The sequence below is a fragment of the Variovorax sp. GW822-FHT04E09 genome (assembly GCF_058800845.1).
In genome coordinates, this window is sequence record NZ_JBXAMR010000002.1 from 652,644 (window position 1) to 677,616 (window position 24,973).

The 24,973-nt window shown below is 69.8% G+C and carries 19 protein-coding genes; 11 read left to right on the forward strand and 8 right to left on the reverse strand.

Going from position 1 to position 24,973, the window contains the following annotated elements:
* Window positions 1-7 precede the first annotated feature (7 nt).
* Window positions 8-1,198, forward strand: coding sequence for an acyl-CoA dehydrogenase family protein (locus AC1RL8_RS10485; protein WP_492685235.1), 1,191 nt, complete (start codon window positions 8-10; stop codon window positions 1,196-1,198).
* A gap of 24 nt (window positions 1,199-1,222) precedes the next feature.
* Window positions 1,223-2,254, forward strand: coding sequence for an acyl-CoA dehydrogenase family protein (locus tag AC1RL8_RS10490; protein ID WP_492685236.1), 1,032 nt, complete (start codon window positions 1,223-1,225; stop codon window positions 2,252-2,254).
* 6 nt (window positions 2,255-2,260) lie between these two features.
* Here AC1RL8_RS10490 and AC1RL8_RS10495 read toward each other — a convergent pair whose 3' ends face one another.
* Window positions 2,261-2,914, reverse strand: coding sequence for a TetR/AcrR family transcriptional regulator (locus AC1RL8_RS10495; protein ID WP_492685237.1), 654 nt, complete (start codon window positions 2,912-2,914; stop codon window positions 2,261-2,263).
* 119 nt (window positions 2,915-3,033) lie between these two features.
* Between AC1RL8_RS10495 and AC1RL8_RS10500 the strand changes: the two genes are divergently transcribed.
* The 6 genes from AC1RL8_RS10500 to AC1RL8_RS10525 all read left to right on the forward strand — a co-directional run bounded on the left by AC1RL8_RS10500 (window position 3,034) and on the right by AC1RL8_RS10525 (window position 9,942).
* On the forward strand, window positions 3,034-3,570 hold the full coding sequence (locus tag AC1RL8_RS10500) for a redoxin domain-containing protein (protein WP_492685238.1): 537 nt from the start codon (window positions 3,034-3,036) through the stop codon (window positions 3,568-3,570).
* A gap of 273 nt (window positions 3,571-3,843) precedes the next feature.
* A complete protein-coding gene (locus AC1RL8_RS10505; protein WP_492685239.1) occupies window positions 3,844-5,298 on the forward strand; it encodes an MFS transporter in 1,455 nt (484 codons plus the stop codon).
* A gap of 40 nt (window positions 5,299-5,338) precedes the next feature.
* Entirely contained in the window at window positions 5,339-5,998 is a 660-nt protein-coding gene (locus AC1RL8_RS10510) for an aspartate/glutamate racemase family protein (protein ID WP_492685240.1), read from the forward strand.
* 269 nt (window positions 5,999-6,267) lie between these two features.
* On the forward strand, window positions 6,268-7,020 hold the full coding sequence (locus AC1RL8_RS10515) for a hypothetical protein (RefSeq protein WP_492685241.1): 753 nt from the start codon (window positions 6,268-6,270) through the stop codon (window positions 7,018-7,020).
* Entirely contained in the window at window positions 7,017-8,021 is a 1,005-nt protein-coding gene (locus tag AC1RL8_RS10520) for a hypothetical protein (RefSeq protein WP_492685242.1), read from the forward strand. Before AC1RL8_RS10515 ends, AC1RL8_RS10520 begins: the two co-directional genes overlap by 4 nt.
* 166 nt (window positions 8,022-8,187) lie before the next feature.
* A complete protein-coding gene (locus AC1RL8_RS10525; protein WP_492685243.1) occupies window positions 8,188-9,942 on the forward strand; it encodes a carboxylesterase/lipase family protein in 1,755 nt (584 codons plus the stop codon).
* Window positions 9,943-9,960: 18 nt separating this feature from the next.
* On the opposite strand, the gene AC1RL8_RS10530 is transcribed toward AC1RL8_RS10525, so the two are convergent.
* On the reverse strand, window positions 9,961-10,593 hold the full coding sequence (locus tag AC1RL8_RS10530) for a response regulator (protein WP_062476788.1): 633 nt from the start codon (window positions 10,591-10,593) through the stop codon (window positions 9,961-9,963).
* Window positions 10,590-11,654, reverse strand: a complete 1,065-nt coding sequence (locus tag AC1RL8_RS10535) for a sensor histidine kinase (protein WP_492685244.1) — start codon at window positions 11,652-11,654, stop codon at window positions 10,590-10,592. The genes AC1RL8_RS10530 and AC1RL8_RS10535 overlap by 4 nt, the downstream gene beginning before the upstream one ends.
* Before the next feature lie 122 nt (window positions 11,655-11,776).
* On the opposite strand from AC1RL8_RS10535, the gene AC1RL8_RS10540 reads away from it, so the two are divergent.
* Window positions 11,777-12,973: an ABC transporter substrate-binding protein gene (locus tag AC1RL8_RS10540; RefSeq protein ID WP_492685245.1), complete on the forward strand. Its 1,197-nt coding sequence runs from the start codon at window positions 11,777-11,779 to the stop codon at window positions 12,971-12,973.
* A gap of 22 nt (window positions 12,974-12,995) precedes the next feature.
* Here AC1RL8_RS10540 and AC1RL8_RS10545 read toward each other — a convergent pair whose 3' ends face one another.
* The 4 genes from AC1RL8_RS10545 to AC1RL8_RS10560 are packed head-to-tail and all read right to left on the reverse strand — an operon-like array spanning window position 12,996 to window position 18,067.
* A complete protein-coding gene (locus AC1RL8_RS10545) occupies window positions 12,996-13,454 on the reverse strand; it encodes a RidA family protein (RefSeq protein WP_062476784.1) in 459 nt (152 codons plus the stop codon).
* The gene (locus AC1RL8_RS10550) at window positions 13,451-14,443 is read right to left on the reverse strand and encodes a transglutaminase family protein (RefSeq protein WP_492685246.1); all 993 of its coding nucleotides are present in this window, start codon (window positions 14,441-14,443) and stop codon (window positions 13,451-13,453) included. Before AC1RL8_RS10550 ends, AC1RL8_RS10545 begins: the two co-directional genes overlap by 4 nt.
* 15 nt (window positions 14,444-14,458) lie before the next feature.
* The gene (locus AC1RL8_RS10555) at window positions 14,459-15,280 is read right to left on the reverse strand and encodes a basic amino acid ABC transporter substrate-binding protein (RefSeq protein WP_492685247.1); all 822 of its coding nucleotides are present in this window, start codon (window positions 15,278-15,280) and stop codon (window positions 14,459-14,461) included.
* Window positions 15,281-15,322: 42 nt separating this feature from the next.
* On the reverse strand, window positions 15,323-18,067 hold the full coding sequence (locus AC1RL8_RS10560) for a circularly permuted type 2 ATP-grasp protein (protein ID WP_492685248.1): 2,745 nt from the start codon (window positions 18,065-18,067) through the stop codon (window positions 15,323-15,325).
* 129 nt (window positions 18,068-18,196) lie between these two features.
* On the opposite strand from AC1RL8_RS10560, the gene AC1RL8_RS10565 reads away from it, so the two are divergent.
* Window positions 18,197-18,796: an ORF6N domain-containing protein gene (locus AC1RL8_RS10565; RefSeq protein WP_095947346.1), complete on the forward strand. Its 600-nt coding sequence runs from the start codon at window positions 18,197-18,199 to the stop codon at window positions 18,794-18,796.
* Window positions 18,797-18,828: 32 nt separating this feature from the next.
* Here the strand turns inward: AC1RL8_RS10565 and AC1RL8_RS10570 are convergent, their stop codons facing one another.
* Window positions 18,829-22,329 carry a transglutaminase family protein gene (locus tag AC1RL8_RS10570; RefSeq protein ID WP_492685249.1) on the reverse strand — a complete coding sequence of 1,167 codons (3,501 nt, stop codon included), beginning with the start codon at window positions 22,327-22,329 and terminating at the stop codon, window positions 18,829-18,831.
* Between the two features lie 121 nt (window positions 22,330-22,450).
* Between AC1RL8_RS10570 and AC1RL8_RS10575 the strand changes: the two genes are divergently transcribed.
* Window positions 22,451-24,925 carry a DNA internalization-related competence protein ComEC/Rec2 gene (locus tag AC1RL8_RS10575; RefSeq protein WP_492685250.1) on the forward strand — a complete coding sequence of 825 codons (2,475 nt, stop codon included), beginning with the start codon at window positions 22,451-22,453 and terminating at the stop codon, window positions 24,923-24,925.
* Window positions 24,926-24,973: the final 48 nt, after the last annotated feature.

A 24,973-nucleotide genomic window follows, 5' to 3' on the forward strand; every position in this document is an offset into this window, starting at 1 on the left:
GACAAGCATGCAAGTGGGTTACTCGGCGGAAGATGAAGCCTTCCGCCTCACGTTGCGCGACTGGTTCGAGACGCACTATCCGCGCTTCGTCGCGGCCTGGCCCGGCGGCGCGCCCGACGCCAACGAGCTGACCTGGCGCCGCGCCTGGGAAGACCACGTGTGCCAGGCCGGCTGGTCGGGCCTGGGCTGGCCCGAGGAGCATGGGGGCAAGGCCTGGCCGCTCACGCGGCAGGCCATCTTCCACGAGGAGCAGGCCCGCATCGGCGCGCCGCTGGGCGTGAACATCATCGGCCACGGCATCCTGGCGCCCACGCTGATCCACTTCGCGAGCGAGGCGCAGAAGGCCCGCTACCTGCCCGGCATCCTGAGCAACCGCGAGATATGGTGTCAGGGCTACTCGGAGCCTGGCGCGGGCTCCGACCTCGCGGCGCTGTCCACGCGCGCCGAGCGGCGTGGCGACCACTACGTGCTCAACGGCCACAAGGTGTGGACCTCGTTCGCACACATTGCCGACCACTGCTTCGTGCTCGCACGCACCGACGCCGCGGCCGCGCGGCACAAGGGCATCAGCTTCCTGCTGGTGGACATGAAGAGCCCCGGCGTGCGCGTGGAACCCATCCGTCAGATCACGGGCGAGTCGGACTTCAACGAGGTCTTCTTCGAGGACGTGAAGGTGCCGCTCGACGCGCTCGTGGGCGAGGAGAACGGCGGCTGGCGCCTGGCGATGGCGGCCGCGAGCTTCGAGCGCGGCACTTACTTCATTCCGCGCCAGGTGCGCTTCACGCAGGAGCTGGGCGCGCTCACGCGGTTGGCGGCCGGCGTGCAGAGGGGCGGACGCCCCGCGCTCGACTGCCCGCACCTGCGGCGCGACCTCGCGCGGCTGGCGGTCGACAGCCATGTGCTCAAGCTCAAGTCGTACCGCGCGCTCACGCACGCGATGCGCGGCGGACCGCCGGGGCCCGAGGGCTCGTCGACCAAGCTGCACTGGAGCGAGTCGCACCAGAAGCTGCTCGCCACGGCCATGGAGGTGCTGGGCGAGCGCGCGCTGGCCGGCCCCGAGCCCACGGGCGCCGACCCGCAGGCCGCGGCCTGGGTGCGCGACTTCCTGTGGACGCGCGCCGAAACCATCCTGGCGGGCACCTCCGAAGTGCAGCGCAACATCCTGGCCGAGCAGATGCTGGGCCTGCCCAAGAACTGATTGAAGACGACGACACGACCCGCCATGGATTTCGCATTGAACGACGAGCAGCAGATGCTGCACGCGTCGGCCCACCGCTTCTTCGCCGACCACCATCCGCTCGCGCGCGCACGGTGCGCCTTGCCCTGGGCCGATGCCACGCAGCAGTCGCTGTGGGCCGACATGGCCGGCATGGGCTGGATGGCGCTGCTGGTGCCCGAGGCGCACGACGGTTTGGGGCTCGGCATGAGCGAGGCCTGCATCGTGGCCGAGGCCGCAGGCCAGCAACTGCTGAACCTGCCGCTGGCTGGCAGCGCCGTGCTGTTGCCGCTGTGGCTGCAGGCGTGTGGTGAGGCACCGCCCGATGCGTTGCGCGAGGGGGTGCATGCGGCGATGGCGGGCGAGCGTGCCTTCCATTGCATCGCGGACGGTGATGGCTGGATCGACCACGCGGGGCAGGCGTCGGACCTCGTGGTGGTGCAGGGCTGGCACGACGACACCGTGCCGCTGCGCGTGGCGCTGCGGCCGATGCCCGAGGGCGCAACATCCGATGCGCTCGATCCCACGTTGCGACAAGCGCCGGCGGCTCCTGGGTCGTCACTGGTATGGGAGACGCTGCCCATCGCGCCCGAATCACGTGCCCGCGTGCGCGCCGCCCACCGCGTCGCGCTGTCGGCGGAACTCGTCGGCGTCGCACAGGCCGCACTCGACCTCGCCAGCGCCTACGCCCGCGAACGTGTGCAGTTCGGCAAGCCCATCGGCAGCTACCAGGCCATCAAGCACCAACTCGCCAACGCGTGGATGGGCGTGGACAACGCGCGCCTGGCCGTGCGCTACGCCGCTGCCGCGCTCGACGGCGGCCTGCCCGACTGGCGCTTTGCCTGCGCCGCGGCCGAGTTCACGGCCATCGAAGGCGCGCAGCAGGCCACGCGCACGGCCATCCAGGTGCATGGCGGCATGGGCTTCACCTGGGAGCACGACGCGCACCTGTACCTCAAGCGCGCGCAGCACCTGGCGACGCGCCTGGGCGGTGCCTCGCGTGCGCTGGACGAGGTCGAGGCGCTGGCCTTGGCCTGAGCGGCTTCAGGCCTGCGGCGCGGCCGCGTCCGCGCGCAGGCCGTCGATCAGCAGCGACAGGCTCGCCCGGAACTCGGTTTCCGCATCGCTGGCCGTGGCGGCGGTCGCGATCTCGATCAGGTGCGGGAACCGGTCCGGCGGCAGCGCCTGGAAGCGCGCGATGGTCTCGTCGGGCGATTCGTCGGCCTGCAGCGTGAGCGGCCCGGCCAGCTCCGCCTGTGCGGCGCCCATGATGAGCGCCGACACGGCGCGAAAACCCACGAGCAGGCGGGCGCCGCTGCGGCCGCTGTGGGCCAGCGTGCGCAGCAGGGCTTCGGTCACTTCGAACACCGCGGGCGAGCGGCTGCGCTTCGTGAGGATCAGCGGAATCACATGGGGATGGTCGCGGATCACGCGCCACAGCGCGACCGCGATGTCCTCCAGCGCTTCATGCCAGGGCAGGCGGTCGTCGGTCTCCCAGCGCACCTTGCCCAGCACCGCCTCGACCACCAGCATCTCCAGCTCCTCGCGCTGCGAGACGTAGTTGTAGAGCGTCATCGCGCCGGTTTCGAGCCGGCTCGCGAGCGCGCGCATGGTCAGGCCGGAGAGGCCGTCCGCATCGACCAGCGCCAGCGCGGCCTGCTGGAGCTGTTCACGGGTGAATTTGGCGGGACGTCCCACGCTTGACTCCGTTCTCGAAGGGGTTGTAAAGTAATAAACGTACAGTGTACTTAAAAATCGAAAGACGCTTTCCAGCCGCCCGGCCCGGCGTCTTCGCAACCCTTCCTGAAGGATCATCGATGAAGTTCTCGCCCGGCGATGTGGTGCCCGCCACGGCCCTGGAAACGATCCACGGAAAGCCCTTGCAGCTGCCGGACGCCGGTTCGCGCTGGGTTCACCTGCAGTTTCGCCGCTTCGCGGGCTGCCCGGTCTGCAACTTCCATCTGATGACCTTTGCCCGAAGGCAGGGCGAGCTGGCGGCGGCGGGCATTCGCGAGGTCGTGCTCTTTCACTCGTCCGCGCAGGAGATGCGCAAGTACCAGGCGCAGCTGCCGTTCGACTGCGTGGCCGACCCCGCCAAGGCGCACTACCGGCGCTTCGGCGTGGAAACCTCGCGGCTGGCGTTCCTGCATCCGCGCGTCTTCTGGAGCGGCCTGCGCTGGGTGCTCGCGACGGGCCGCTTCTACAGGAAGGCGGAGAACGGCATCACGGGCTTGCCGGCCGACGTGCTGATCGACGCGCGGGGCACCGTGGTCGCCGTCAAGTACGGTGGGCACGCGGACGACCATTGGGACGTCGACGAGCTGCTGGCGCTGGCTGGCGCCGCGAGTTCCTAGACAGAGGCGCACGCCCTCGGTGCGCCAGCGCACGCTGCAGGTGCGCTCGGGCGCCACTTGCCAGCCCAACCCCGGAGAACCCGTCTTCCAGGCCAGAAAACGACCCGGCATGAAGCTTGCAAACGCTCGCAACTGAATGAAATTTAAATTTCAACTATTAAAAGTAGGTGAAATCCATATGCCATTCAGGCGCAATGCCGCCTACGATGCGATCCGCGACACCGGGCTGCACCGCGCAAGCAAGCACTTCATTCCTTCTCAAGGGGTTTTTCCATGGCTGGACCTGCACTCTCCTCCGGGCCCGACTCGCCCCGAGTCGCGGAGCTCGATCGCGCGCTCGACACCATCGGCGTCACGCGCTCGCACCACACGATCATTTTCCTGATCCTCATCGGTTGCCTGTTCGATGCCTTCGAGCAGAACGCGGTGGGCATCGTCGGCCCGATGCTGCGCGAGCAGTGGGGGCTGAGCGCGTCGGACATCGGCTTCCTGAACACCGTCACCTTCGCTTGCGCGGCCATCGGACGGATCATTTCGGGCTTCATCGCCGACCGCTACGGCCGCCGCGTGATGCTGTCGATCGACCTGCTGCTGTTCACGCTCGGCGCGGGCATCTGCGCGATGGCGCCCAACTTCACGGTGATGGCGCTGGGCCGCGCGGTCGTGGGCTTCGGGCTGGGCGGCGAGATCGCGATTGCCGTGACCATGCTGGCCGAGTTCTGCTCGACCAAGTTCCGCGGCACGGCCGTGGGCATGGTGAACGTGGGCGCCGGCGGGCTCGGCAACTTCCTCGCACCGGGCTTCGGCCTGCTGGTGTTCTGGATGTTCCCCGGCGACAACGCCTGGCGCTGGCTGTTCGCCTGCCTCATGGTGCCGGCGCTGCTGGGCGCCTTCTACCGCCGCTACATCCCCGAGACGCCGCGCTTCCTGCTGTCGCAGGGCCGCGTGAAGGAAACCAACGCGGTGCTGTCGCGCCTCGCGTCGGGGCGGCTGTCGGGCAAGCCGGCGGCGCCGCAGCCATACATCACCGACGACGGCACGCTCGCGCAGGCCGCCCGGCCGAAGGTGCGCGTGACCGAAATCTTCCGCGGCGCGCTGGCGCGGCGCACGGTGCCGCTGTGCATCACGATCTGGATGACCTACGGTGCGCAGATCTCGGTGCTCACGCTGATGCCGACCATCCTCGTGACGCTGGGCTACAGCATGTCCAAGAGCCTGCTGTTCACGATGGTGATGCAGGGCGGCAGCCTGCTGGGCGCCATCGCGGCCTCGCTGCTGGGCTTTCACTTTCCGCGCAAGCGCGTGCTGACGGCCGGCGCCGTGTGCGCCTGCCTCGCGGCGCTGACCATCGGTTTCGTGGCCAAGAGCATCGTCGTGATCCTCATTGCGGGCGCGGTGTTCCAGTTCTTCGTGCTGCTGCTCAACACCACCATCTGGATCTTCGCGCCCGAGCTGTACCCGACGCGCGTGCGCGCCTTCGGCACGGCCTTCATCCTCGCCACGGGCACGGCGGCCGGCGCGCTGATGCCGCTGGTGGCCGGCCGCCTGTTCGACAGCTTCGGGCTGGTCGGCGTGTTCGGCCTGGCCGCCGCGATGTACGCGGTGTTCGTCGCCAGCGTGCAGTGCGTGCCCGAGACCTACGGCCAGTCGCCCGATGCGCTGCCACTGCCCGGCGAAGCCGAGGCCGAAGACCGCGCACCGGGCGCGACGCTGGCCCGCTCGAACTGAACCGCGCACCGAACGATCTCCAAAGAAAGCGCTTTTCCGCATGCCCGACATCCTGCTCATCAACCCCAACGCCTCCGTCGCCACCACCGAGATGATGGTCGGCATCGCGTCCGCCGAAGCGCCCGCCGGTTGCCGCGTGACCGGCCGCACGGCGGTGCAGGGCCCGCCGATGATCGTCAACGAAGACGAGCTGAACGCGGCCGCGCTCGAGGTGCTGAAGGTGTGGCGCGCCGCGGCGGGCGAGGGCTGGGACGGCGTGATCGTCAGCGCCTTCGGCGACCCCGGCGTGGCGCTGCTGCGGCGCGAGGCCGGCGTGCCCGTGGTCGGCATCGCCGAAGCCTCGATGCTCGCGGCGGGCGAGGGCGGCCGCCGCTTCGGCATCGCCACCGTCACGCCCGACCTCGTGGCACCCATCGAAGCGCGCGCGGCCGCGCTCGGATTGGGCGCGCAGTTCAGCGGCATCCGCCTCACGCAGGGCGATCCGCGTGCGCTCGCAGCCGATGCGCAGGCGCTCGAAGAAGCGCTGGCGCAGGCCGTGCAACGCTGTATCGACGACGACGGCGCGCAGGCCGTGATCATCGGCGGCGGTCCGCTCGGGCAGGCCGCGCTCGCGCTCGCGCCGCGCTTCGAGGTGCCGGTGATCGCACCGATCGGTGCGGCGATGCGGCTGCTGTGTTCGAAGCTCGCGGTCACACCGTGAGACGATGGTCGCGGCGATGAGAGGCAAGGCGTTTTGGCAATGAACGCCTTCTAGAATGAAACGACACACTTGTCCGCAAACATCGGGCAAGCCGCATCGTTCGTTTTCTTTTTTGCATGCCTCACCTTCGACCGCGTCCCGCTTTCCTCGCTTTTCTTCTTCTCTCTTCCCTCGGCGCCGTCGCACAAACCGCGACACCCCAGCTGGTCCTCGTGCCGCATCACGAGCGCGCCCCGGAAACATCCCAGGCCCCCGCACTCGACCTTGCCGTGACGCGCTTCGCGGGCATGGCGTCGGGCTCGTACTACTGGCCCGAAGGCCTGCTGGCCGAGCAGCTGATCTCGGGCCTGGCCTCGCGCCCCGACCGCAAGCAGCAGGCGCTGCCTGAGGGCCAACGACTGCTTTCGTCGTACCGCCGGCCCTACGACGGCGGCGAGCGCGCGGCCGTGCTGGTCGACGACCGCAGCGGTGACGTGCTGGCCGCCGCACTGGTGCATCGCAGCTGCGGCAAGGACTCGTCGTCGAGCGGCTGCCTCGACGACCAGCACGCGGTGCTCTCGGTCTTCCTGCGCCCCGGCCTCGACCGCACCAAGGCGCAACCGCTGGTCGCATGGAGCCAGCAGGTTCCCGACCGCATGCAGGGCGGCGAAGGCGTGGGCGAGAAGATCGCGACGACCGAGTACGTCACGATGGACGCCGCGCGCACCACGGCGCGTCCCATCGTGCGACCCAACAAGGCCTTCTCCGCGCAAGTGCCGCTGTACCCCAAGGCGCTGATCTACGGCACCGCGCAAGACGCGCTGAGCGACGCCAAGGCCAAGCGCGTGCTGCGCCTGCAGACCGTCGACACGCCACAGCAGGTGCTGGCGTTCTACAAGCAGCTGTCGCCGCCGCTGAAGGACATCGAGTCCGGCGACGGCTTCATCGCCGGCAGCCGCAACGGCCTGAGCTTCTCCGTCAGCACGACGGTCCCGCGCGACATGCCCGCGATCACGAACATCGAAGTGGAAATTTCCGAATGAAGAAGACATTGATTCCGGCGGCGCTCGCGTCGCTGGTGTTCGCCTGCGCGTTCGCAGCCCATGCACAAGACACGGCCGGCCCCGTCACGACCGAACTGCCGCCACCCACGCTGCGCCTCAGCGAGCAGACGCGCATCCGCAGCGCCGTGATCGGCCTGGTCGGCTACGCGCGCGGCAGCTACACCGAACCCGACACGCTGATCGCGCAGCAGCTGCTCGAAGGCATGCGCTCGAAGTTCGACGTCACGCGCACCGTGTGGCCCGACGGCCGCCAGGTCATTGCGTCCGTCAGCGGCGGCGGCCACGGCGAAGAGCGCGCGGCGATGCTGATCGACGCCGACGGCCGCGTGCAGGCGGTGGGGCTGGTCAACGGCCACTGCCGTGCGCCCGCCAAGCGCGACGACCCCAAGGTGTGCAACCCCTTGCCGCAGACCGTGCTGTCGGTCTTCCAGCGTGCCGGTGCCAGCCAGGCCGACGCGGCTCCGCTCTTGGCCTGGAGCAAGCAGCTGCCCTCGTTCCTCGCGGCCATGGCCGACAGCGACGATCCGGCGGACGTGGCCGCCGCGCAGAAGATCGCCAGCGTCGAATACATCACCGGCCAGCCGGGCGTGCCGGGCTGGCGCGCCGAGCAGCTGCCGCCGGGCTTCCCGGCGTCGCTGCATCCGCTGCTGGTGCAGACGGCCGAGGTGAACAGCACCGCCAGCGCCGGCAAGATCGTGCTGCCCAAGGGACTGGCCGGCCTGCCGATGCGCACGGCCTACCAGAGCGCCCAGCGCCCCGAGGCGCGGTTGCCCGACGCCGAGGTCACGCTGCGCAGCTACGAGCCGATCGCCAAGCTGGTCGACGCCTACCGCGAACTCGCCAAGGGCGCGACGCTGGACGAAGAGGGCCGCGAGGTCGTCTTCAACGGCACCGACGGCGCCGGCCGCTACAGCGTGCGCCTGCGCGACGCGAAGGAGACCGGCGTGTACATCACCGTGGCGAGCTGGAAGCGCAAGTAGCAGCCGCCAAGCGTTGCATGGCCCTTTGCGGGCCGGATGTCAATCGGAGGATTCTTGCCGCCCCCCTGCGATGACACCGAGGCGGGCGGGGCAGGGTGCTCACGAGAATCGATGCATGACCGAGGCCGTCAGAGCCCGCCGCATCCACCTCGAGGAGACAACCACCATGCACCGCTCCCGTTCTCTTGCAGGCCTCGTTCGCCTGCTGCTTCGCACCACGGTCCTGTGGACGCTCGCGATGCTCGCGGCGCCCGCGCTGGCCGCCTACAACCAGAGCCTCACGCGCACGCTGGACGCCGGCCAGATCTACGGCAAGGTCGCGGCCAACAACACGCACGCCTTCCTGGGCGTTCCCTTCGCGCAGCCGCCCGTCGGCAACCTGCGCTGGCGCGCCCCGCAGCCGCCGCAACCGTGGAGCGGCGCGCGTGCCGCGACCACGCTGGCCGGCATGTGCGCGCAGGTCGGCAACCCCTTCGGCGAGCCCGACCCGGCCACCTTCGGCCAGCCCGTGGGCACCGAAGACTGCCTGTACCTGAACGTGTGGCGCCCGAACTCCAGCGCCGAGAACCTGCCGGTGTTCTTCTGGATCCACGGCGGCAGCAACACCAAGGGCTCGGCGCGCGAGCCGGCCTACGACGGCGCCTACCTGGCGCAGAAGGCCAACATGGTGGTGGTCACCGTGCAGTACCGCATGGGCATGCTGGGCTGGCTGAACCACCCGGCCATGAAGACCGGCAACGCGCTGGACGACTCGGGCAACTTCACCACGCTGGACCTCGTGCGCGCGCTCGACTGGGTGAAGGCCAACGCGCGCGCCTTCGGCGGCAACCCGGGGCAGGTGACGGTGGCGGGCCAGTCGGCCGGCTGCATCAACACCTGGGGCCTGCTGCAGTCGCCGCTGGCCGACGGCAAGTTCCACCGCGCGCTGTGCATGTCGGGCGTGCCCAACGCCTACCCGCCGGTGGTGGGCACGCTGGCGGCCGACTCGCTCATCGACAACCTGCTGGTCGACACCGGCCGCGCCTCGACCACGCTGCAGGCCGCGGCCCAGCGCGTGACCATGAGCGCTGCCGACATCGCCGCCTTGCTGCGCGGTGCGAGCGCGGCGCAGATCATGAAGTTCACGCCCAGCCCCGTGGTGCCCGGCCACTTCACCGACGGCACCGTGATCCGCGCGAGCGGGCTGCCCGGCCTGCTCGCGGGCAATTACAACAAGATGCCGCTGATGATCGGCTCCACGCACGACGAGGGCTCGTACTTCGCCTTCCTGTTCGGCATGGGCCAGCCCTCGCAGCAGGAGCTGTGGAACCTGACCAACTACGCGCCGCCCGGCAGCGTCACTTTCAACCAGCTGATCAAGCCCGAGTTTCGTCCGATCTACACGCAGACGCACGAAGTGATCAGCTACGCGCTGGACAACGTGATCGACAACGTGATCCGCGTGCTGCGCCTGCAGAACGGCGACATCTACCGCTACAACTACAACTGGGACGACACGCCGCAGCCCTGGAAGGACACCTTCGGCGCGTTCCACGGCATCGACGTGGCGGCGCTGTTCGGCAACTTCGTGACCGACGAGCCGAACTTCATGCGCTTTGCCTGGAGCAGCGCGAACGCAAGCAGCCGCAAGGCGCTGTCGGACAAGTTCATTGGCCACGCGGCGAGCTTTGCCCGCTACGGCGCACCGAGCCGCATGTTCGACGGCCAGACGACCTGGAACAACTGGACCAACTTCGTGTGCCTGCTGTGCAGCAAGCGCATGGTCTTCGACAACCAGCCGCGCATGTCGGTCGACGACTACCTGTTCTTCTGGCCGCGCTATTCGCTGCTGTCGCCGCAGCAGCGCGAGTTCCTGTTCCAGCAGATCGACTTCAACGCGCTGCCCGAGTCCGTCGACCCGCTGCGCGGCGGCACACGCTGAGTTTCCGAAGCGATCGATCTACTGGATGATCCCGTGGCGCACGGCATAGAGCACCAGCTCCGCCGTGCTGGCCACGCCCAGCTTGTCGAGGATGTTGCTGCGGTGCGTGCTCACGGTCTTCACGCTGATGAGCATCTCGTCGCCGATGGCCGTGAGCGACAGGCCCTTGAGCATCATGAGCATGATCTGGTGCTCGCGCACCGTGAGCCGCTGGTGCGCGGGGCGGTCGTCGCGGCCTTCGAGCTGGCCGCTGACCTGCGAGGCGGCGCGCGCGCTCAGGTACTGGCCGCCGGCCGCGACGCAGCGGATCGCGCGCACCAGCTCGGCGGGCTCCGCGTCTTTGGCGATGTAGCCGCGCGCGCCGGCCTGGATGGCGACCAGCGCGTACTGCTCCTCGGCGTACATCGACAGCATGAGCACCGGCAGCGCGGGCTGCAGCGCGCGGATCGAGGCCAGCACCTCCAGGCCGTTGCGGCCTTCCATGTTGATGTCCAGCAGCACCACGTCGAAGCGGCGCTGGCGCACCAGCTCGAGCGCCTCGGCGCCGTTGCCGGCCTCGGCCGTGGTGCGCAGGTCGGTCTCGTCGAGCAGCAGCCGCTGCAGGCCCGAGCGGAAGATCGTGTGGTCGTCGACCATCAGGATGTCGATCATGTGGGGCCGCTTTCCGGTTGCAGCAGCGGCACGCTCAGCGCCAGCCGCGTGCCCGCGCCGGGCGCCGCGTGGATGTGCAGCTCGCCGCCGATCTCGCGAGCGCGCTCGCGCATGCTCAGAAGGCCCAGCGCGCTGCCCTCGGGCGCGTCGGGGTCGAAGCCGCAGCCGTCGTCGTGCAGCGCGAGCCGCAGGCGCTCGCCGTCCACGCGCAGCCGCACGTCCACGCATTGCGCCTTCGCGTGGCGCAGGACGTTCGTCAGGCCTTCCTGGAAGATGCGGTAGACCGCGGTGGCCTGCTTGGGCGCAAGCCGCAGCGCGGGCGCGTCGGTGTCCAGCGAATGCAGCACGCCCGAGCGGCGCGTGAAGGCCTGCAGCTCGTGGGCCAGCGCCACCGACAGGTCCAGGTGGTCGAGCGCGCTGGGGCGCAGCGCCTCCGAGATCTGTTTGACCGTGTCGATGGTCTGCTGCGTGAGCGCGATCAGGCCCTGCGTGAGCGCCTGCACCTCGGGGTTGTCGGCGCGGCGCTGGATGCGCGTGGCGTCCATCTTGATCGAGGTCAGCATGCCGCCGAGCACGTCGTGCACGTCGCGCGACAGCGCCAGCCGCTGCTCCTCGAGCTTGTTGGCGGTGTAGGCGGCCAGGGCCTGCAGCTGCTCGCGCGAGCGCTGGCGTTCTTCCTCGTTGCGCACGCGGTCGGTCACGTCCACGCCCACGCCCATCACGGCCGGCCGGCCCCGGTGCTCGATGCGCGAGCCGTGGACTTCGACGAAGCGCACGCGCCCGTCGCGGTGCAGGCCGCGCGTGATGAAGTGCATGCTCGGCGGATTGCCCGCCAGCCGGATGCGGATGCGCGAGCGCACGACTTCCACGAAGTCGGGCGGCACGATCTCGGCCAGCGACATGCCGGTCATTTCTTCTGCGGTGTAGCCCACGATGGCGGCCCAGGTCGCGTTGCAGTAGACGAAGCGGTCGTCCTGGATCACGTAGATGCCCGCCACCGCCTGTTCGACGATGGTGTCGAAGGGCATGTCCTGCAGGCTCTCGCGGGCGGGTGCTGTCATGGGGGCGGGCGGTGGCGCGCTGCATGATAGGTCGCGGGCCGTGCCGCACGGCCGTGCCCGAGGGTTTGCGAGCAGCAGGGTTCCCCGTAGCGCCGGCCGGAAATGTCCGATGGCCGCCGCGCATGGTGCGCCGCCAAGATCGGGGCCCGCCTGCTTCAGGCTGCCCCACGGCCGGCGACGCCGGCAAGGACGACACGACGATGGTCTACCGCTGGCTTGCGCCTCTGCTCCTCATGCTTCTCGGCCTGCCGGGCCGCGCCGACGAGATCGTGGTGGGGCAGTCGCTGCCGCTGAGCGGGCCGCTCGGCGAGGCCGGGCGCAACGTGAAGGACGGCATCGACGCCTACCTGGCGCGCGTGCAGCGCGAGGGCCTGCTCGGGCGCCACAAGCTGGTGTGGCGCGCGCTGGACGACGGCTACTCGGTGGAGCGCCACACGCAGAACATCCGCCAGCTGGTGGTGCAGGACAAGGTCGATGCGCTGGGCCTGTCGGCCGGCACCTCGCACATCGACGCGGCCTACCCGACGATGCGCGAGGCGGGCACGCCGCTGATCGGCGCGATGACCGGCGCCTCGGCGCTGCACGGCGCGCAGCGCGCGCTCATCTATCACTTGCGTGCGAGCTACGCCGACGAGGTGCGCCAACTGGTCGCCCAGGCGGTGTCGGTGCGGCAGCGGCGCGTGTTCGCGGTCTGGCAGGACGACGGGCTGGGGCGCGACGCCTTTGCCGCGCTCGAGATCGCGCTGCGCGGCGCCGGCATCGAGCTGGTGGGGCAGCAGGGCGTGGCGCTGGCGCAGATGGACGGCGCCGCGCTGGCCGCCAGCGTGCGCGCGGCCAAGCCCGATGCGCTGTTCGCGCTGTGCGTGACGCCGTGCGGGGTGAAGCTGCTGTCGGGGCTGGCGGCAGAGAGTGGTGTTGCGAGGCCGACGCCGTACATGCTCTCGATCGTCAACGGCGAAGCGCTCGCGAAGAGCGTGGGGCCGGCGGCGCGCGGTACCGTGATCTCGCAGGTCATGCCCAACCCGCGGCTGGCAACGTCGCCGCTGGTGCAGCGCTACCAGCAGGACATGCGCAGCCACATGGGCCGCGACGAGTTCAGCTACTTCTCGCTGGAAGGGTACGTGGTGGCGATGGTGACGGTGGAGGCCGCGCGCACGGCGCTGGCCGCTTCACCGCGCCGCTCGATGCAGGACGCCATGAAGCTGATGCTGCGGCGTGAGATCGAGGGGATTCCGGTGTCGAGTGGCGACGATCCGGGTGTGCGTCCGCATCCCGTGACGCTTTCAATGATCGGCAACGGAGGGCGGCTCATCCATTGAGGCTGAGCCGCCCTGAAGAAGATCAGCCGATCTCTGCGATCAGCTCGATCTCGACGCAGGCGCCCATCGGGATCTGCGCCACGCCGAAGGCGCTGCGTGCATGCGCGCCCTTTTCGGGGCCGAACACTTCGGCGAAGAACTCGCTGGCGCCGTTGGTCACCAGGTGCTGCTCGGTGAAGGTGCCGACCGAGTTCACGAGGCTCATCACCTTGACGATGCGCTTGACCTTGTTGAGGTCGCCCACGGCCGCGTGCAGCGTGCCGAGCAGGTCGATGGCGATGGCGCGCGCGGCCTGCTTGCCTTCGTCGGTGCCGATGTTGGCGCCGAGCTGGCCGACCCAGACCTTGCCGTCCTTCTTGGCGATGTGGCCCGACAGGAACACGAGGTTGCCGGTCTGCACGAAGGGCACGTAGGCCGCGGCGGGGGCGGACACCGGGGGCAGGGAAATGCCGAGGCTGGAAAGCTTGTCGTAAACGCTCATGGAGACTCCTGATCTGAGGATGGTGATGACGATGACGGGGGTGATTGTGTCTGTGTTTGCGCCGCCGACGCCGGCAGCTGCACCACTTCCCCCACGGGTTGCACGGTCACGCCGACATGCAGCGTGTGGCGCGCGCCGCCATGCAGCACGCCGCGCATCGGCGAGACGTCGGAATAGTCGCGCCCGATGGCGAGCGTGACGTAGTCCTCGCCGGGCTGGCGGCCGTTGGTGGGGTCGAAGTCGGCCCAGCCACCCACGCTCTCGGGGCCTTCGCCCTCGCCGGGCAAATACACCGACACCCACGCATGCGAGGCGTCGGCGCCCACCAGGCGCGGCTGGCCTGGCGGCGGTTGCGTGAGCAGGTAGCCGCTCACGTAGCGCGCCGGCAGGCCCATGGCGCGAAAGCACGCGATGAGGATGTGGGCGAAGTCCTGGCACACGCCCTTGCGCTGCGCCAGGGCCTCGACGGCGGGGGTGTTGATCTCGGTGCTGTCGGCGTCGTAGGCGAAGTCGCGGTACATGCGCTCGGTGAGGTCCATCGCCACATCAAAGGTGGGACGCTCGGGCACGAAGCTGGCGCGCGCGTAGGCGACGAAGTCGTCGTGACGCGGCACGTACGGCGAAGGAAACACGAACTCCGAGGCGGGGTCGAAGGGCGCGTCCTTGCGAAAGCGGAAGCGCTCGCGCACGGCCTCCCAGGGCAGCTCGCGCGCCACGGCGGGCGAGAGCACGGGCTCCGAGGTTTTCACCACGCTCTCGGCCGTCACGATGAGGTGGTCGTGCGTGGACTCGAGCGCGAAGAAGGCGCGCGTGTTGCCGTACAGGTCGGGCACCTCGTTGCGTTGCGCGGGCGCGGGGTCGATCGTGAGCTGGTGGCTCACGAGCTCCTGCGAGGCGGTGGCCAGCGGGCGCAGGTGCGCCAGGTGCTGCGCCGTCTCGACCGCCGGCGCGTACGCGTAGCGCGTTTCGTGGGTGACGTGCAGCAGCATGGCGCGGCTCGCTGTTTACTTGGACTCGGCGCCGAAGTGCGAGGCGTAGATCTTGGCGTAGGTGCCGTCGGCCTTGATGTCGGCCAGGCCCTTGTCGATCTTCGCCAGCAGCTCGGCGTTGCCCTTCTTCACGGCGATGCCGTACTGCTCGGTCGAGAAGCCGGCATCGCTCACGGTCTTGAAGCCGCCGCCCGGGTTGTTGGCCAGGTAGTGGGCCACCACGCCGTTGTCGGCCACCACGGCCTGCACGCCGCCGGCTTCGAGTTCCTTGAGTGCCAGCGGCGTCGATTCGAAGCGCTTGATGTCGGTGCTCGACTTGCCCAGCAGCTTGCCCACGACCTCGTCGCCGGTGGTGCCGTTCTGCACGCCGACCTTGAGCTTCTTGATGTCGTCGAACTTCGCGACCGTCGAGTCGCTCTTCACCGCGATGAGCTGGCGGGCCTCGAAGTAGGGCTGCGAGAAGTCCATCGTCTGGCGGCGTTCGGGCGTGATGGTGATGGCCGACACCAGCAGGTCGCGGTCGCCCAGCTCGAGCGTGTTGAAGATGCCTTCCCACGGCGTGTTGACGAACTTCACCTCGATGCCGGCCTTCTGCGCGATGGCCTTCACGACGTCGATGTCGAAGCCCACGACCTCGCCTTTTTCGTTCTGCGATTCGAAGGGCGTGTAGGCCGCGTCGGTGCCGACGACCAGCACGCGCGGTGCGGAAGCAGGCGGCGGCGCCGAGGCGGCCGCGGGCGCGGCGGGTTCCTGCTTGCCGCAGCCGGCGAGCGCGAGGCCGACCAGGAGGCTGGCGGCGGTCAGTGTGAGACGGCGGTTGAGGGCGATGCCGGACATGGAAATGCCTCCTTCGAAATATCGTTGTGTGTATCTGTGGAATCAGGCGCCCACTGAGCGCAGCGATTCCGAGGTGAGCGTGAAGTAGCGCGTGCCGATGGCGTCCGACACGTGGTACGCCGCCGTCTCGCAGGTGGCGAGCAGTTCGACCAGCGCGGGGTAGTCGGCGCCGGGGCCGGCCGCGCACAGGTGTTCGAGCGTCCAGGTGGCCGGGTCGGGCAGCTCGTACGACAGGGCCGTGAGCTTGCCCGGCGCGCTGCCCGCGAGCCGCGCGATGCGACCGCGCAGCGTCTGCGTGACCCAGGCCAGCGAACGCGGGTTCTCGGCGTCGAGCACCAGCAGGTCGACCAGCGTGGCGACGTCGCGGCGCTGCTGGTAGCGGGCATGGAAGGTGATGGTGCTGTCGAACAGCGCCACCATCGCCTCGAAGCCGCTCACTTCGTGCACGGCGCCGTTGGCAAAGCCGGCCTCGAGCGCGCTCGACAAAAAGCCCAGCCGCTCGATGTGGCGGCCGATCGACAGCAGCCGCCAGGCGTCGTCGCGCGTCATGCGGTCGGTCTGCGCGCCGGTCATGGCGGCCAGCGCGGTGCTGGCGGATTCGAGCGCGCGCAGGGCGGCGCTGGCGGCAAAGCTGCCTTCGCCGGCCTGCTCGGCCGCGCGCCGCAAAAAGTCGCTTTCGGCGCGCACGATCTGGTTCCAGTTGTCCTGCGACAGCCGTTCGCGCACGGCCGCCGCGGCCTGCCGGATGCTGCGCAGGCTGTAGCCGACGCTGCCGCCGTTGTCGACGTCGCCCAGCTCGGCGATGAGTGCGCGCTCGAACACGCGGCGTGACTGCGGCGCGCTCGGCGCCTCGGCGGGCACGAGTGCATTGCGCACCGCCATGCGGTGCAGCCATTCGAGCAGCGGGCGCGAGGACTGGTCTTCGCTGCCCAGCAGGTTGAGCGTGAGGCGCGCCAGGCGCACCGCGTTCTCGGCGCGCTCGGTGTAGCGGCCGAGCCAGAACATGTTCTCGGCCGCGCGGCTGGTGACCGGCGCACGGTGCCGCGCGAGCGAGGCCGGCGTGGCGTGCGGCTGCAGCAGCGTGGTGCGGTCGACCTCGCCGTGCGTCTGCACCCAGACGTCGGCACTGCTGCCGCCGCGCTGCATGGAGGCGATCTGTGCGTCGGGGCCCGCGAGGCGTGCCAGACCGCCGGGCAGCACGCGCCACGACTGGGGGCCGTCGCTCACCGCGAACACCCGCAGCATCAGCGCGCGCGGCGCGATGTGGCCGGGGCCGAGGTCGCTGGCCCAGGTCGGCATCTGCGACAGCGGCAGGTAGCCCTGCACCGTGTGGACGTCGCCCTCGCGCACGATGCGTCCGGCCCATTCGTCGATTTCACGGCGGCTGAGCTGGCTGCCGAACACGGCGTCGAAACTGGAGCGCCCCTGGAAGCCGGGGTAGGTCGGCTTGATGGCGCTCTCGCCCAGTTGCGGCAGCACGGCCTCGAGCGATGCGCGTTCGCCGCACCACCAGGTCGGCAGCGCCGGCAGCTTCAGCTTCTCGCCGATGAGTCGCAGCGCCAGCCCCGGCAAAAAGCCCAGCAGCGCCGGCGATTCGAGGAACGCCGAGCCCGGCATGTTGGCCACCAGCAGGTTGCCCGCGCGGATCGCCTGCAGCAGTCCGGGCACGCCGAGCGTGGAGTCGGGGCGCAGCTCCAGCGGGTCGAGGAACTGGTCGTCGAGCCGCTTGATGAGGCCGTGCACCGGGCGCAGGCCCTGCAGCGTTTTCAGGTACAGGCGCTGGTCGCGCACCGTGAGGTCGCTGCCCTCGACCAGCGTCAGGCCGAGGTAGCGCGCCAGGTAGGCGTGCTCGAAGTAGGTCTCGTTGTACGGGCCCGGCGTGAGCAGCGCGATGTGCGGCGGCGAGCCCGAGGGGCACATGCGCTGCAGGCCTTCCATCATGGCGCTGTAGGTGGCGGCCAGCCGCTGCACCTGCAGCGCCTCGAAGGCCTGCGGAAACTGCCGCGTGATCGCGAGGCGGTTCTCCAGCAGGTAGCCCAGGCCCGAAGGCGCCTGCGTGCGCTGCGAGACCACCCACCAGTTGCCGTCGGGGCCGCGTGCGAGGTCGAAGGCGGCGATGTGCAGCCAGGTGTCGCCCGCCGGCTTCACGCCGTGCAGCGCGCGCAGGTAGCCCGGATGGCCGCGCACCAGCGCCGGCGGCAGCAGGCCCTCGGCCAGCAGCTGTTGCGGGCCGTAGGCGTCGGCCATCACGCGGTCGAGCACGCGCACGCGCTGCTGCACGCCGGCCTCGATCTGGGCCCAGCTCTCGGGCGAGACGATCAGCGGGAACAGGTCGAGCGACCACGGCCGCTGCGGGCCGTTGGCGTCGGCGTACACGTTGTAGGTGACGCCGTTGTCACGGATCTGCCGCTCCAGGCTGACCGCGCGCCGCGGCAGGTCGTTGATGCCGCCGGGGCCGAGCTGTTCGAAGAAGGCGTTCCAGGCGGGGGTGAGCGGGGGCTGGTCGCCGGAGGGTGAAGGTTCCTGTATCTGTGATTGCGAGGACGACTGTGACTGGGACTGCGATTGCGACGGGGTCGGTCGCTCCTCGGCGGCGTCGTACAGCAGCGGGGCCGCAGCGGGCGCCGGGGCCGCGCCCGACACGGGCCGCGAGGGCACCGCGGGCGTCGCCTGTCCCCGCAATTCGTCGAAATGCCCAGGCAGGGCCGCCGGCGCGAGCGAAGACGCCAGCGCCGCCGGATGCTCCGGGGCCTGGGCGTCGAACAGGGATTCGTTCAGGGGTTCCACAGGGGGGAGATTGTCACATCACCGTCACCGGGGCCTCCGCGCACCGTCTCGCGAGGCGAAATGAAGGCGTTGAAGGTCCGTACATGAACAGCGGTAGCCATAATCAAAAAAACCAATTCATCTCTTCACATGAGCGCGGCATCCCCCAACTCACCGCTGCAACCACATATCGAGAGCCGCATCCTGTCATTGCGAGAGCAGCGCGTGATGCTGGATTCCGATCTGGCAGTGCTCTACGACGTTCAGACCAAGGTGCTGGTGCAGGCGGTCAAGCGCAATGCCGAGCGCTTCCCGGCCGATTTCATGTTCCAGCTTTCGCCTGAGGAGTGGGCGGCTTTGAGGTCACAAACTGTGACCTCAAACACCGGCCGTGGCGGCCGACGCACGGCACCCTACGTGTTCACCGAGCAGGGCGTGGCGATGCTGTCCTCGGTGCTCGGCAGCCCGCGCGCCATTGCGGTCAACATCGAGATCATGCGCACCTTCGTGCGGGTACGGGCGCTGGTCACCACGCACCAGGACCTGGCCAGGCGTTTGAGCGAGCTGGAAGAAAAGACCGAGCTGATCGACATGCGGCAGGAATCGTTCAGCAGCAACACGCGCAACCAACTGCGCCAGGTCTTCGATGCCATCAAGGCGCTGACGACGCCACCCGATCCGCCCAGGCGGCCCATCGGCTTTGTGACGCCCGATGAGAAGAAGGCGCCGAAGGCGCGCGGCAAGCAATAAGCGCCCCGCGCGAACAGAGCCCACCTCGAGCCTCAGCGCCGCAGGTCCAGCGTGAACGGAAACTCCCGGCTGCCCGGCAGCTCGATGGTGGCCGGCGGCGTGCGCAACAGGCCCGGCGTGTGGCCGGTGCGCGTGAAGCGCGAGTGGCGACGGCTCTCGGCCTCGTAGGCGTTGACCGGGAAGGTGTCGTAGTTGCGACCACCCGGGTGGGCGACGAAGTACTGGCAACCGCCCAGCGAGCGCTTCATCCAGGTGTCGACGAGGTCGAAGGTCAGCGGTGCGTGGGCCGGGATGCTGGGGTGCAGCGCCGAGGGCGGATTCCAGGCCTTGTAGCGCACGCCGGCCACGAACTCGCCGGTGACGCCCGTGGGCTGCAGCGGCAGCACCTTGCCGTTGACGGTGACGACGTGGCGGCTTTCGTTCAGGCCGGTCACGCGCACCTCGATGCGCTCCAGCGACGAATCGACATAGCGCACCGTGCCGCCGGCCGAGCCTTCCTCGCCCATCACGTGCCACGGTTCGAGCGCGTTGCGCAGCGACAGCTCCACGCCCATCGACTGCATCTGGCCCACGAGCGGGAAGCGGAACTCGAAGTGCGGCGCGAACCAGTCGGCATCGAACGCAAAGCCGGCCTGGCGCATCTCGCTGATGACGTCGTCGAAGTCCATCTTGACGAAGGTCGGCAGCAGGAAGCGGTCGTGCAGCTCGGTGCCCCAGCGGGTCACGGGCGCCTGGTAGGGCGCGTCCCAGAAGCGGGCGACCAGTGCGCGGATCAGCAGCTGCTGCGCGATGCTCATGCGCGCATGCGGCGGCATCTCGAAGGCGCGCAGTTCCAGGAGGCCGAGGCGGCCGGTGCTGGAGTCGGGCGAGTAGAGCTTGTCGATGCAGAACTCGCTGCGGTGCGTGTTGCCCGACACGTCGATCAGGATGTTGCGCAGCGTGCGGTCGACCAGCCACGCGGGCATGTTCTGGCCGTAGATCTCGCGGTTCTTGGCGATTTCTTTCAGCGCGATTTCGAGTTCGTAGACCTGGTCGTTGCGCGCCTCGTCCACGCGCGGCGCCTGGCTGGTCGGGCCGATGAACATGCCTGAGAACAGGTAACTCAGCGACGGGTGGTTGTGCCAGTACAGCAGCAGGCTGGCCAGCAGCTCGGGCCGGCGCAGGAAGGGGCTGTCGGCCGGCGTGGCGCCGCCCATCACGAAGTGGTTGCCGCCGCCGGTGCCGGTGTGGCGGCCGTCGGTCATGAACTTCTCGGCCGACAGGCGCGTCTCGAACGCGGCGTTGTAGAGGAACTCGGTGTGGTCGACGAGTTCCTTCCAGTTGTGGGCCGGGTGGATGTTGACTTCGATCACGCCCGGGTCGGGCGTCACGGCCAGCATCTTCAGGCGCGGATCGCGCGGCGGCGGATAGCCTTCCATCACGATGCGCACGCCCAGTTGTTGCGCGGTGGCTTCGACGGCGGCGACGAGGTCGAGGTAGTCCTCCAGGCGCGCCAGTGGCGGCATGAAGACGTAGAGCACGCCCGAGGCGCTGCCTTTCTTCTCGGCCGCGGGGCCGTTGGCGCGGCGCGGGTCTCGCACCTCGACGCACAGCGCGGTGCGCGTGACCCAGTGGGCCGATTCGCCGCGCAGCGGCTGGCGCGTGGCGGGTGTGGCGGCATCCGCAGCAGCTGCTGCATCGCCCTTCGCCGCATCGCCGGGGCTTTGCATGCGCAGCGACGCGGCCACCACGGGCGGCGCGCCGAAGGTGTAGGGCACCTCGCCCAGGTCGGCGCCGGCCACCGGGGTGGCGGTGGCATAGCGCGCGCGGTAGTCGGACGCGCTGGGCAACGCGGCGCGCGGCGCGGTCGGGTCGCGCTCGATGAGATACGGGTAGTCGCCCTTGCTGGCCCACGGCTGCGAGTCGAGCGGCAGGCGGTAGCCCATGGGCGAATCGCCCGGGATCAGGAACAGGCGGTCGTCGCGCAGGAACCAGGGGCCGGTCTTCCAGCCGGGGCCGGCGAGCGCGGGCGTGTCGCTGTTGGCGTTGCCGGGTTCGATGGGCAGCATGTAGCCGATCACCGCGTCGAGCTTCTGCGTGAACACGCGGCGCAGGCGCACGCGTTCGAGTTCGTCGTCGAGCTTGGAGTCGAAGGGGTCGACGTTCACCGGCAGGCGGCGTTCGCGCCACAGGTAGTAGTAGGTGTCCTCGTAGCCGGGCTGGATGTAGCGCTCGGTGAGGCCCAGCTTGTGCGCCAGCACGGTGGTGAAGCGGCGCGCGTCCTCGCTCGTGTAGTGCGTGGGAAAGCGCTCGTCGGCGAACAGCTCGGGGTCGTGCCACAGCGTCTGGCCGTCGGCGCGCCAGAAGATCGACAGCGCCCAGCGCGGCAGCTGCTCGCCCGGGTACCACTTGCCCTGGCCGAAATGCAGGAAGCCGCCCTGGCCGTACTCGGCGCGCAGCTTGTGCACGAGCTCGGTGGCGTAGCCGCGCTTGGTGGGGCCGAGCGCGTCGGTGTTCCATTCGGGCGCGTCGCGGTCGCTGGTGGCGACGTAGGTGGGCTCGCCGCCCATCGTGAGGCGCACGTCGCCGGCGACGAGGCGCGCATCGACCGCGTCGCCGAGTGCGAGCACCTCGGCCCATTGTTCTTCGGTGTAGGGCTTGGTGACGCGCGGCGATTCGTAGATGCGCGTGACCTTCATCTCGTGGCTGAACTCGACCTCGGACTCGTCGACGCCGCCTTCGATGGGCGCGGCGCTCGACGGCGTGGGCGTGCAGGCCAGCGGGATGTGGCCTTCGCCGGCCAGCAGGCCCGAGGTGGCATCCAGGCCGATCCAGCCGGCGCCCGGCAGGAACACCTCGCACCAGGCGTGCAGGTCGGTGAAGTCGACCGTGGTGCCGCTGGGGCCATCGAGCGCCTTCACGTCGGGCGTGAGCTGGATCAGGTAGCCCGACACGAAGCGCGCGGCCAGGCCGCAATGGCGCAGCAGCTGCACCAGCAGCCAGCCCGAGTCGCGGCACGAGCCACTGCCGTTGCTCAGCGTTTCTTCCGGCGTCTGCACGCCGGGCTCCATGCGGATGAGGTAGCTGACGTCCTTCTGCACCTGCTGGTTGATGCCGACCAGGAAGTCGATGGTGCGCTGTTCCTTGCGCTCGATCTTGTCGAGGTAGGCCTGCAGCAGCGGCGTGGGCTTCTCGGTGACGAGGTAGGGCGCCAGCTCTTCGGCCTGCGAGGCCGTGTACTTGAAGGGGAAGTTCTCGGCCTGCGGCTCCAGGAAGAAGTCGAAGGGGTTGTAGACCGCCATCTCGACCACGAGGTCGACCGTGACCTTGAACTCGCGCGTCTTCTCGGGGAACACGAGCCGCGCCTGGTAGTTGGCGAACGGGTCCTGCATCCAGTTGACGAAGTGCTCGGCCGGCTCGACCCGCAGCGAGTACGAGATCACATTGCTTCGGCAATGGGGCGCGGGGCGCAGTCGCACGACTTGCGGGCCCAACTGCACCAGGCGGTCGTATGTGTAGTGGGTGACGTGGTGGAGTGCGGCGTGGATGGACATGCGTAGGGGCGTGCAGTGCAGCGAGGTTGCATCGAAAAGATGTCTCTGGTGAGACGCATACTAGCCCAGTTGCCAAGCAATTAACGCGCCATCGAGCGTGGGTTGGGGGAGGGTTTGCATCATGGATTCCGGGGTGTGGGGAGGGCAGTCGCGGCGTGCGTCCGACGCTGTCGCGGGTGGGGCGGGGGCCTTCGTTGCGCTGGGCGGCACGCTGCTCGGCGCGGCGGTGCAGCTGCGCCAGCCGCTGCTGTGGGCGGCGGGTGTTTACGTCGCGTTGCTGCTCGTGGGGCTCGGCGGCGGATGGCTGTTGTGGCGGTGGCGGTGGCGTGGGCTTCGGTGGGCGGTGCTCGTGCTGTCGCTGACCTGCGGCGCGATGGCCGGCGCGGGCCTGGCCGGATGGCGCGCCACGGCTTACGCGCAAGGGGCGCTGGAGCCGCAGCTCGAAGGACGCGACCTGCGGCTCACGGGCGTGGTCTCGCAGATGCCTCAGCACAGCGAGATCGGAACGCGCTTCCGTTTCGACGTGGAGGCGGCGCAATGGGCCGAGGCCTCGCGCGGCGATGCGCCGCCGAAGGTGCCTTCGCGCATCGCGCTCGCCTGGTACGGCGAACACAGCGGCGTATGGGAGCAGTCCGCCGAGCGACGTGCGTCCGTCGCGCGCACCGTGGGCGAGGTGCATGCCGGCCAGCGCTGGCAACTGATCGTGCGCCTGCGCGCGCCGCACGGCAACCTCAACCCGCACGGCTTCGACAGCGAGCTGTGGGCGTGGGAGCAGGGCGTGCATGCGCAAGGCCATGTGCGGGCCGGAGTGCGCGACCCCGCGCCGCAACTGATGGGCACCACTTGGCGGCACCCGATCGAGCGGGCGCGCGAAGCCGTGCGCGATGCGGTCTTCGCCCGCGTGGACGACCGGCGGCAGGCCGGCGTGATCGCCGCGCTCGTCACCGGCGACCAGGGCGCCATCGACCGTGCCGACTGGGACGTGTTCCGCGCCACCGGCGTCGCCCACCTGATGTCGATCTCGGGCCTGCACATCACTTTGTTCGCGTGGTTCGCTGCGCATGTGGTGGGCGCGCTCTGGCGGCGCAGCAGCCGGCTCATGCTGCGGCTGCCTGCGCAACAGGCCGCGCTCGCCGGCGGCGTGCTGCTGGCCGCGCTCTATGCGCTCTTCAGCGGATGGGGCGTGCCCTCGCAGCGCACGGTCTGGATGCTCGCGGCCGTGGCGCTGCTGCGGCTGACCGGTCGGCGCTGGCCGTGGCCGCACGTCTGGCTGCTGACGGCGGCGGTCGTGGTGGCCGCCGATCCATGGGCGCTGATGCAGGCCGGCTTCTGGCTCAGCTTCGTCGCCGTGGCGGTGCTGTTCGCCTCCGCCACGGCGGTGCCGGGCGAGGGGCGGGTGGGGGCGCTCACGCGCCTGGGCCGCTTCTTTCGCGAGCAATGGACGATCACGCTGGCGCTCACGCCGCTGAGCCTGCTGCTGTTCCAGCAGGTGTCGGCGGTCGGGCTGGTGGCCAACGCGCTCGCGATCCCGTGGGTGACGCTGGTGATCACGCCGCTGGCGATGCTCGGCGTGGCGGTGCCGCCGCTGTGGGACGTGGCCGCAGGGGCGGTGAAGCTGTTCGCGCTGCTGCTGCAGGCACTCGCCGGGCTGCCGTTCGCCACGCTGTCGATGGCTGCGCCGCCTCCGTGGCTGGCCGCAAGCGGCGTGGCAGGCGGCGTGCTATTGGCGATGCGCCTGCCGTGGTCGATGCGCGCGCTCGGCCTGCCGCTGCTGTTGCCGGTGCTGCTGTGGCAGCCAGCGCGACCTGCGGTGGGCGAGTTCGACCTGCTCGCCGCCGACATCGGGCAGGGCAACGCGGTGCTCGTGCGCACCGCCACGCACAGCCTGCTGTACGACGCCGGCCCGCGCTACGGGCTCGACAGCGACGCGGGCCACCGCGTGCTCGTGCCGCTGCTGCGCGCACGCGGCGAACGGCTTGACATGCTCCTGCTGAGCCACCGCGACATCGACCACACCGGCGGCGCCCCCGCCGTGCTCGCCATGCAGCCGCAGGCGGCGCTGCTGAGTTCCATCGAGGCCGGGCATCCGCTGCAGGCGCTGCGCCCCGCGCGCCGCTGCGAGGCCGGGCAGCGCTGGACCTGGGACGGCGTTGACTTCGAGGTGCTGTTTCCCTTCGACAGCGACTACCTCGGCTTCACGCGACCCAACGCCGTGTCGTGCGTGCTGCGCATCGGCAACGGCCGCGCCACGGTGCTGCTGGCCGGCGACATCGAGCGACTGCAGGAGGCCGCGCTGGTGTCGCGCACGCCCGGGCTGTCGGCCGACGTGTTGCTGGTGCCACACCACGGGAGCAAGACCTCGTCGAGCGAGGTTTTCCTGGACGCCGTGCGCCCGCGCATCGCGCTCGTGCAGGCCGGCTACCGCAGCCGCTTCGGCCACCCCGCGCCCGAGGTGGTGGCGCGCTATGTCGAACGCGGCGTGCGGGTGATCGACAGCCCGCGCTGCGGCGCCGCCCATTGGGCAAGCCCACGGCCGGCCGAGCTGAAGTGTGAACGCGCGCACGACCTGCGCTACTGGCGCCACCGCATGCCATGAAGGTCCGAAACGCGAAATGCCCTCGCATCGAGCCCAAACCTAGGGCTT